The sequence below is a fragment of the Rathayibacter sp. AY1D1 genome, assembly GCF_002932635.1.
Lineage (GTDB): Bacteria > Actinomycetota > Actinomycetes > Actinomycetales > Microbacteriaceae > Rathayibacter.
The window spans coordinates 69,731-77,497 of sequence record NZ_PSVY01000014.1 but is presented as its reverse complement, the minus strand read 5'-3'; the positions used below and the strand labels follow the sequence as shown (position 1 = coordinate 77,497).

Sequence of the window (7,767 nt, the reverse complement as noted above, 5' to 3'; positions counted from 1 at the left end):
CGTCTTCCCCCTGCTCGTCGGCAGGGGTCATCGGGTCTCCTTCGGGGCGGGGACGGGGCGCGGCACCTCGATGATCCGTCCTCGCGGAGCGCCTCGGGAGGCCGGGCGCGAACGCTCACGAGGCAGGCGCGCCAGAACGTCAGAACGCGCCAGTGGACCGTGCCGCCGAGCTGTGCCAACGGCACCGCGGAACGTGCCACGCGCCTCCGCGTGCCCGCTGCGCGCTTTTTCGAGACGGCCTACGCTCACCGGATGGACGAGGTGCGGGACGCGTACGGCGCGCGGGCGGAGGAGTACGCGGCGCTGCTCGGATCGGTCGACGCGGGGCCCGCGGCCGATCGCGAGCTGATCGGGTCGTGGGCTGACGGGCTGGAGGGCACAGTCGCCGACGTGGCTGCGGGCCCGGGCACTGGACGGAGTTCCTCCAGCGCCGCGGAGCCGCCGCTATCGGCGTCGACCCGGTCCCGGAGTTCGTCGCGCTGGCTCGAGCTCGGTTCCCGGACGTCCCGTTCCGGCTCGGCTCGGCGCTCGAGCTCGACGTCGACGGCCTCGGGGGCGTTCTCGCGTGGTACTCGCTCATCCACCTGCCGCCGGCGGAGCTGCCCGGCGCGGTCGCGGCGCTCGCCGCGCACCTCCGACCGGGCGGAAGCCTGCTGATCGGCTTCTTCGAAGGGCCGCGCACGGAGGCGTTCGCGCACGCCGTCGCACCGGCGTGGTTCCATCCGCTCGCCGAGATGCGCGCCCTCGCCGAGCAGGCCTGCCTCGAGGTGACCCACTCGCTCCGCCGCAGCGCCCCCGGCGTCCGCGACCACGGCGAGCTGATCGCTGTACGCCCGCGCTGACGCCGAGCTGATCGCCGGCCTGTGATCCGGACGCCGCCGACGCCGCGCTGGTTCCGCGCTGACGGCACCCGCTCCCGCTGGTCACCGGCGGCCGACGTCCCGGCCCACCGCATCCCCTCGAGACACCACCGCCCCGCCGGGACGCCGCCGTCTCAGCGGTGCCGCGGCGGTGTCCCGGCGGTGTATCGGCGGACGAGGGCCCCCGCGCCTAGAGGCGGTCGGCGCGCCACTCCGTGGGGATCTCCTCGCCGCGGCGGAACGCCTCCTCCTCGCGCTCGCGCAGCTCGACGCGGCGGATCTTGCCCGAGATCGTCTTGGGCAGGGGGTGGAACTCGAGGCGCCGCACCCGCTCGAAGGAGGAGAGCAGCTCGCGGGTGTGGGCGAAGATCGCGCTCGCCGTCTCGGCGGTCGGCTCCCAGCCGTCGGCGAGGGTGATGTAGGCCTTCACCACGCTGTGGCGCACCTCGTCCGGAGCCGGGACCACTGCGGACTCGGCGACGGCGGGGTGCTGCAGCAGCACGCTCTCGACCTCGAACGGCGAGATCTTGAAGTCGGAGGACTTGAAGATGTCGTCGGTGCGGCCGACGAAGGTGATCGTGCCGTCGACCGCGCGGACCGCCACGTCGCCGGTGTGGAAGTAGCCGTCCGCGCGGGCGCGCTCGGTGCGGTCCTCGTCGCCGAGGTAGCCGGACATCAGGTTGACGGGTTCGACGGACAGGTCGAGGCAGATCTCACCGGTGGAGGCGGGCTCGCCGGTCAGCGGATCGACGAGGGCGATGGCGACGCCGGGCAGCGCGCGGCCCATCGCTCCGGGGACCACGGGGGCGCCGGGCGGGTTCGCGATGATCGCGGTGGTCTCGGTCTGGCCGTAGCCGTCGCGGATGGTGAGTCCCCACTCCCGCTCGACGGTCGCGATGACCTCGGGGTTGAGCGGCTCGCCCGCCGAGAGGATCTCGGTCAGCGCGCGCGGCTTCGCTCCCAGCGCCGACTGGATCAGCATCCGCCACACGGTCGGCGGCGCGCAGAACGTGGTGACCTCGGCCCGGTCGAGCTGCTGGTGCAGAGCGGTGGGGGAGAAGCGGCTGTAGTTGTAGACGAACACCGTCGCCTCGGCGTTCCACGGCGCGAAGAAGCAGCTCCACGCGTGCTTGCCCCAGCCCGGCGAGCTGATCGCCATGTGCACGTCGCCCGGCTGCACGCCGAGCCAGTACATCGTGCTGAGGTGCCCGACGGGGTACGACTCGTGCGTGTGCACGACCATCTTGGGCTTCGAGGTGGTGCCGGAGGTGAAGTAGATCAGGCACGGATCGGAGCTCTGGACGACCACGGTCGGGCTGATGCCGAAGGGCTCGAGCGAGTCGGCGTAGTCGAGCCAGCCCTCGACGGCGCCGCCGACCGCGATGCGGCCGAAGCCGCCCTCCATCTCGTCGAACTTGGCGGTCTCGGAGGCGTCCGCGATGACGTGCGCGACCTCGCCGCGCTCGAGGCGGTCGGCCAGGTCGGCGGGTGAGAGCAGGGTCGTCGTGGGGAGGATGACCGCGCCGAGCTTCATGATCGCGAGCATCGACTCCCAGAGCTCGAGGCGGTTGCCGAGCATGAGCATCACGTGATCGCCCTGCTCGACGCCGACCGAGTGGAGCCAGGCGGCGACCTCGTCGGAGCGCCAGCGCATCCGGTCGAAGGAGTACTTCTCCTCGGAGCCGTCCTCCTCCACGATCCAGAGGGCGGGGCGCTCGTTGCCGATGGCGATCGCGTCGAACCAGTCCACCGCCCAGTTGAAGCGGGGCCCGACGTCCGGCCACTGGAAGGCCTCGTTCGCGGCGACCGCATCGCGGCGGTGCTGCAGGAGGGTGTCGCGGGCGGCGCGGAAGCTCCCGGTGGGGTTCATGCATGTCTCCGTAGCGGTCGAGGTCCGGCCGCTGGCGGGACCGACCCCCATTCTGCTCCCGCTGCGGTGCCGGGTGCTGCGTGGGGGAGGCCCGGTGGGGATGTCCGTCGGAGGGAGCACCTGTGGAGGAGCGGTCGAGTCCGTTTCGCGAAGGACGCGGCGTCAGCGGGAGAGCGGAGGGCTCGCCCGCCGCAGCAGGCGCTCCCTCCGCTCCCTCCGCGGGACCTCAGTACTTGATGGACTGACCGCCGTCGATCGGGAGGACGGTCGCGTTCACGTAGGAGGCGTCGTCCGAGAGGAGGAAGGCGACGACCGAGGCGATCTCGTCGGCCTCGCCGTAGCGCTTGGTCGGGTTGACCTGGATGAACTCCTCGGCCGCCTTGCGCGGGTTCTGCGGGTCGAGCTGCTTCATCGAGTTCTCGACCATCGGGGTCCAGATGGCCCCGGGCGCGATCGCGTTGATGCGGATGCCGAACTCGCCGTACTCGATCGCGGAGTTGCGGGTGAGGCCGACGACGCCGTGCTTCGCGGCCGCGTAGCCGGACTGGTTGCCGATCGCGGTGATGCCGCCGACGCTCGCGGTGTTGACGACCATGCCCGAGCCCTGCTCGCGCATCACCTTCAGCACCTTCTCGAGGCCGAGGAACACGCCCCGGAGGTTGATCGCGACGACCTTGTCGAACTCGTCGGCCGTGAAGTCCTCGGTGAGGTTCTGGCGGCCCTCGATGCCGGCGTTGTTGAAGAAGCCGTCGATGCGGCCGAAGGCCTCGAGGGTGCGCGCGACGTAGGCGTCGACGTCCGCCTCCTTCGACACGTCGGCGAGGACGGTGATCGACTCGGTGCCCTCGGGCAGGACGTCGACCGTGGCGGCGAGGCCCTGCTCGGAGATGTCGACGAGGGCGAGCTTCGCGCCCTCCTGGGCGAGGCGGACGGCTGCGGCGCGGCCCAGGCCGGATCCGCCTCCGGTGATGAGGACGACGCGGTCGGTGAATCGGGTGCTGGTGGTGGTCATGACGACTCCTGCTCGAAGAGGGATGGGCTCGGAGGCCGTGCGGTCGGCGAGTCCGTATCCATGCGTCTGCATGCAATTGACTCCACGATACGCCACAGGTGTCGGTTGAGTCTGAGTGCGCGGTCAGGGATGGAGTGATCCGGGCTGCGGGCGCCCGCGGTCGAGCCCGGTGGACCCTCACGAGCGGGGCCGCAGGATCCGACGCGAGCACTCGGGTTCTGGGCAGAGCCGCCCCCGACCCCGATCCGCCTGGCCGCCGCTTTCGGGCGACCGAGCCGCACCGGCCGAGCAGGCGAATCGCCGAGCCGCCCCGGCCGAGCAGGCGAGTCGCCTGGCCGCGGCCGATCCGCCGCTCGCCCGCCTACAGGTGCGGCTGCCCCGTCGAGGCGCTCGTCCCGCCGTCAACGGCCAGGATCGCGCCGGTGATGTACGCCGCGTCCGCGCTGGCGAGGAACAGCACCGGCGGGGCGATGTCGTCCGGCTGCCCGGGGCGCCCGAGGGCGATGCGGTCGATGAAGGGCGCGAGCTCCTCGGGGGTCGAGGCCATCGACTCGGTCAGCGGCGTCTGCGTGAAGGCGGGCGCGACGGCGTTGACCCGCACACCGTGCGCGCCGAAGTCGAGGGCCAGCGACTGCACGAAGGTCGTGATCGCGCCCTTGGTCGCGTTATAGGCGGCCTGGCCCCAGTCGCCGCGGATGCCCGACACGGAGGAGACGACGACGATGTTGCCGCGGCTCGCCTTGAGGTGGGGGAGCGCTGCCTTCACCGCGTAGAAGAGGGCGTCGACGTTCGTGGCGAAGAGCGAGCGCCAGGCGTCGTCCTCCACCTCATCGATCGGGCCGCCGAGGTGGCCGGCCGCGTTGTTCACGAGGACGTCGATCCCGCCGAACCTCGCGACGGTGCCCTCGACGAGCGCGTCGACCTCGGCTCGGACCGAGACGTCGGTGGGGACGACCAGGACGCGCTCGGCCGGGAAGCCGGCGACGGTCTCCTCGAGCGTGGCGGGGGTGCGCCCGGCGACCGCGACGCTCGCGCCCTGCTCGAGGAAGGCGCGTGCGATGGAGCGGCCGATGCCGGAGCCGGCTCCGGTGACCAGGACGGTGCGTCCGGCGAAGGGGTAGGTGTTCGAGGCGATCATGGCGGTGCCTTCCGGGTGCAGAGGGGCGGCTCGGCGGGGTGCGCCGGGAGCGGCGGGCGTCGGATCCGCCCGGTGCCGATCATCCGCGGCACCCGAGCGGATCGACGGGCCGCCGCGCCGGTACGGAGGAGCTCCCCATCGATCCGCAGCACGGCTCCCGACCCTGGCAACCGCCGCAGAGTGCGGTCCGCGGCCGCGCGGGCTCGGGTAGACCGGAGGGACGCCAGTGGACAGGGGGAACCACCATGGACACCACGAGAACGACCGCTCCGCGCCGGGCGACGGGGCTCCGGGCGGGACGGCGCGCGACCGCGCTGGGCGCCTCGGCACTGCTCGCGGCGCTCGCTCTGAGCGGCTGCACGAGCGGCGCCGACCAGGCGGAGGAGGCGACACCCGCCGTTCCCGGCACCGCTGCTCCGGCGACCGCCGCTCCGACCGCGACGCCCACCGACGCTCCGCTCGGGCCCGTGACGCTGCCCGAGGGAGCGACCGCCGCCGTGCGGTGGACCGACCAGGTCGGCCCCGTCGATCCGCAGAGCGTGTACCTCAGCGGCGACCCGCTGCACATCACCGTCTCGGTCGCCTGCGACACCGAGGACGCCGAGGTGACGATCGAGGTCGTCGGCCTGATGACGAGCGGATCGTCGTGCGTCTACAGCCCGAGCACGACCCGCACCGGCACGGGAGGCGGCAACACGGGCACCATGCAGATCGCCGTCGAGCAGGACGCCGAGATCAGGGTGACGACGGTGCCGGACGACGCGCACTGGTCGGCCGCCGTCTCGACCGGGGCGCGGACGGTCCCCGGGCCCTGACGCCGGCCTGCGCGCTCACGAGAACACAGAAGTCGCGGTGGTCGAGAGCGGCCACCGCGACGTCTGCGTTCTCGAGTCGTCGAGGACGTCAGCCGATCGGGACGCCGAGCTCGGCCATGAACGGCACGGCGTCGACCGCCTCGCCGTCGACCCGCGTCTCGAAGTGCAGGTGGCAGCCGGTGGAGGCGCCGGTCGAGCCGCGCAGCGCGATGACCTGGCCGACGGTGACGGTCTCGCCGACCGACACCATCAGCTCGCTGTTGTGGGCGTAGCCGGTCTCGATGCCGCCGCCGTTGTCGAGCAGGATCCAGTTGCCGTAGCTGCCCTGGTACGACGCCTCCTCGACGGTGCCGCTGGAGGCCGCGAGGACGGGCGTGCCGCAGGCGCCGGCGAGATCGGTGCCCTTGTGGAACAGGTTCACGCCGGCGACCGGCGCGTCGGGGCGGGGGCCGTAGCTGCTGCTGATGTGACCGGAGATCGGGACGACCCACGCTCCGGACGCTCCGGCGGCGGCCGCGGTCGACTCGCCGGAGGTGGCGGTGATCGCGTCGAGGGACGCGGTGGGCACGAGGACCTCGGGCTTGGCCTCGGCGGCGAAGGCGTCGCGGGTGACGCTCTGCTGCACGACTCCGGCCGCCACGAAGCTCTGCGGGCGGGCCGCGGCGACGGCGGTGGCCGTGTCGCGGGTCAGCTCGGAGTCGGCGGTGCCGCCCACGGCGAACGCGGGCATCGTCGACGTGATCGCGATGCCGGCCACGAGGGTCATCGCGGCGACTGCGGAGACGCGGGGGCGCGACGGGCCGCGGGAGGGGCGACGGCTGCGGGACTCCTGCTCACGGAGCGAGCGACGGGTCGGGAGGGCGGACGGACTGCCGGTCTCGGCTCCTGCGGGGGTGGGAGTCGAGGCGCGTGACGAACGGTGCATGCAGAGGAGGTTCCAGGTCTGCCGACGCTCGAGGGGGGAGGCGAGCGCCGGGTGGGGCAGTGGGGCTGATCGCACGGCTGAGCCGATGCGACCCTCCAAACTACCCGCGTTCCGCCGGATCCGACCTGAGAGAAACCTCCGGAGTCAAGCGGTTGAGCGCATCGATCGGCTCTCGATCCGGAGTGGCGGGGGTGCGCCGGGTCGCCGGTGGGCGTGCTCAGCGGTCGGCGGTGAAGACGAGCAGGGCGATCACACCGGCGACCGTCGCCGCGACTCCGGAGCCCAGGCGCCACCACATCCACTTGTCGCGCCTGGGCCCGCGCACGGGACGCCGGAGGCCGGCGCGGCCCTGGTAGCCGCCGGGATCGTGCTGGAAGACCATGCCCCCAGCCTGCCGAACCCGCGCCCGTCGCGGGGTCACTCGCCCGCGACTCCCAGCCGCGAAGGGCACCGCAGGGCTGAAGCGAGAGCCGAGGAGAAAGGAGGAGAGGCGGCGACCAGGGGGAAGGGGAGGCGGGACGGCACGGGCGCAGAACGGCCGCCGCCCGCGTGCCTAGCGCGGCCCGGGCGCGCTCGCCAGCGGGTTCGCGGGGCGGGTGCCGCTCGGTAGCGTGGGGGAGTCGGCCGGAGCGGTCGACGAGCGGAGGAGCGGACATGGCCGGGACCGGCAACGACAAGGACGCACGCGACAAGGCGGCGCAGAAGCGCGCGAAGAAGGCGCTGAAGAAGGCCGAGAAGTCGGTGCGCGCGGCGCACGAGGCGGTCCGCGACTCCAGCAAGAAGCTGCGCAAGAAGGCCCGCAAGCTGGCCGAGCAGACCGAGAAGCTCAAGCGGACCCAGGAGAAGGCGGCGAAGAAGGCGGCCGCGGCCGAGAACCGCCCGACCACGCCGAAGCACGCCGCCGAGCCGGCGGTCGGCGCCCTCGACCTCACCCCGCCGCTGCCCGGCTCGCAGGAGCCCGCCGAGGATCAGGAGTCCGCCGAGGACACCGGTGCCGCGGCCGAGTCCGCCGCCCAGCAGGAGCCGGCCCCCGACTCCGACCCCGCGCACACCCCGGACCTCACCCCGCCGATGCCGCGCTCGGCCTCCTGAGCGCACCCGTCTGAGCGCCGCATGCCGGTGCGGACTCAGGTGAATCGCACCCACC

7 protein-coding genes and 1 pseudogene are annotated in these 7,767 nt (G+C 73.0%); 3 read left to right on the top strand and 5 right to left on the bottom strand.

The window, feature by feature from the left end; translation table 11 throughout:
- Positions 1–446: 446 nt before the first annotated feature.
- Positions 447–605 (top strand): annotated as a pseudogene (locus C5C56_RS18315) (SAM-dependent methyltransferase); the annotation flags it as partial.
- 445 nt (positions 606–1,050) lie between these two features.
- On the opposite strand, the gene C5C56_RS10685 reads toward C5C56_RS18315, so the two are convergent.
- From C5C56_RS10685 to C5C56_RS10675, 3 genes are all read right to left on the bottom strand, one after another.
- Positions 1,051–2,730 (bottom strand): AMP-binding protein, encoded by a 1,680-nt coding sequence (locus C5C56_RS10685; protein WP_104319571.1) that lies wholly within the window; start codon positions 2,728–2,730, stop codon positions 1,051–1,053.
- Between the two features lie 226 nt (positions 2,731–2,956).
- Positions 2,957–3,742: a glucose 1-dehydrogenase gene (locus C5C56_RS10680; protein ID WP_167299040.1), complete on the bottom strand. Its 786-nt coding sequence runs from the start codon at positions 3,740–3,742 to the stop codon at positions 2,957–2,959.
- A gap of 361 nt (positions 3,743–4,103) precedes the next feature.
- A complete protein-coding gene (locus C5C56_RS10675) occupies positions 4,104–4,880 on the bottom strand; it encodes an SDR family NAD(P)-dependent oxidoreductase (protein WP_258063720.1) in 777 nt (258 codons plus the stop codon).
- 245 nt (positions 4,881–5,125) lie between these two features.
- Between C5C56_RS10675 and C5C56_RS10670 the strand changes: the two genes are divergently transcribed.
- Positions 5,126–5,695 (top strand): hypothetical protein, encoded by a 570-nt coding sequence (locus tag C5C56_RS10670; RefSeq protein ID WP_104319570.1) that lies wholly within the window; start codon positions 5,126–5,128, stop codon positions 5,693–5,695.
- An 88-nt stretch (positions 5,696–5,783) separates the two neighbouring features.
- On the opposite strand, the gene C5C56_RS10665 is transcribed toward C5C56_RS10670, so the two are convergent.
- Together C5C56_RS10665 and C5C56_RS17860 are read right to left on the bottom strand one after the other, a co-directional pair.
- Complete coding sequence (locus tag C5C56_RS10665; protein ID WP_181074628.1) at positions 5,784–6,461, bottom strand: M23 family metallopeptidase; 678 nt, start codon at positions 6,459–6,461, stop codon at positions 5,784–5,786.
- Between the two features lie 376 nt (positions 6,462–6,837).
- On the bottom strand, positions 6,838–7,002 hold the full coding sequence (locus C5C56_RS17860) for a hypothetical protein (protein WP_159940529.1): 165 nt from the start codon (positions 7,000–7,002) through the stop codon (positions 6,838–6,840).
- A 272-nt stretch (positions 7,003–7,274) separates the two neighbouring features.
- On the opposite strand from C5C56_RS17860, the gene C5C56_RS10660 reads away from it, so the two are divergent.
- The gene (locus tag C5C56_RS10660) at positions 7,275–7,712 is read left to right on the top strand and encodes a hypothetical protein (RefSeq protein ID WP_104288719.1); all 438 of its coding nucleotides are present in this window, start codon (positions 7,275–7,277) and stop codon (positions 7,710–7,712) included.
- Positions 7,713–7,767 lie beyond the last annotated feature (55 nt).

Excerpts from the sequence above, each read along its gene's own strand:
- C5C56_RS10680 (WP_167299040.1), bottom strand. The coding sequence starts at position 3,742 with ATGACCACCACCAGCACCCGATTCACCGACCGCGTCGTCCTCATCACC.
- C5C56_RS10670 (WP_104319570.1), top strand. The coding sequence starts at position 5,126 with ATGGACACCACGAGAACGACCGCTCCGCGCCGGGCGACGGGGCTCCGG.
- C5C56_RS10685 (WP_104319571.1), bottom strand. The coding sequence starts at position 2,730 with ATGAACCCCACCGGGAGCTTCCGCGCCGCCCGCGACACCCTCCTGCAG.
- C5C56_RS10665 (WP_181074628.1), bottom strand. The coding sequence starts at position 6,461 with ATGACCCTCGTGGCCGGCATCGCGATCACGTCGACGATGCCCGCGTTC.
- C5C56_RS10675 (WP_258063720.1), bottom strand. The coding sequence starts at position 4,880 with ATGATCGCCTCGAACACCTACCCCTTCGCCGGACGCACCGTCCTGGTC.
- C5C56_RS10660 (WP_104288719.1), top strand. The coding sequence starts at position 7,275 with ATGGCCGGGACCGGCAACGACAAGGACGCACGCGACAAGGCGGCGCAG.
- C5C56_RS17860 (WP_159940529.1), bottom strand. The coding sequence starts at position 7,002 with ATGGTCTTCCAGCACGATCCCGGCGGCTACCAGGGCCGCGCCGGCCTC.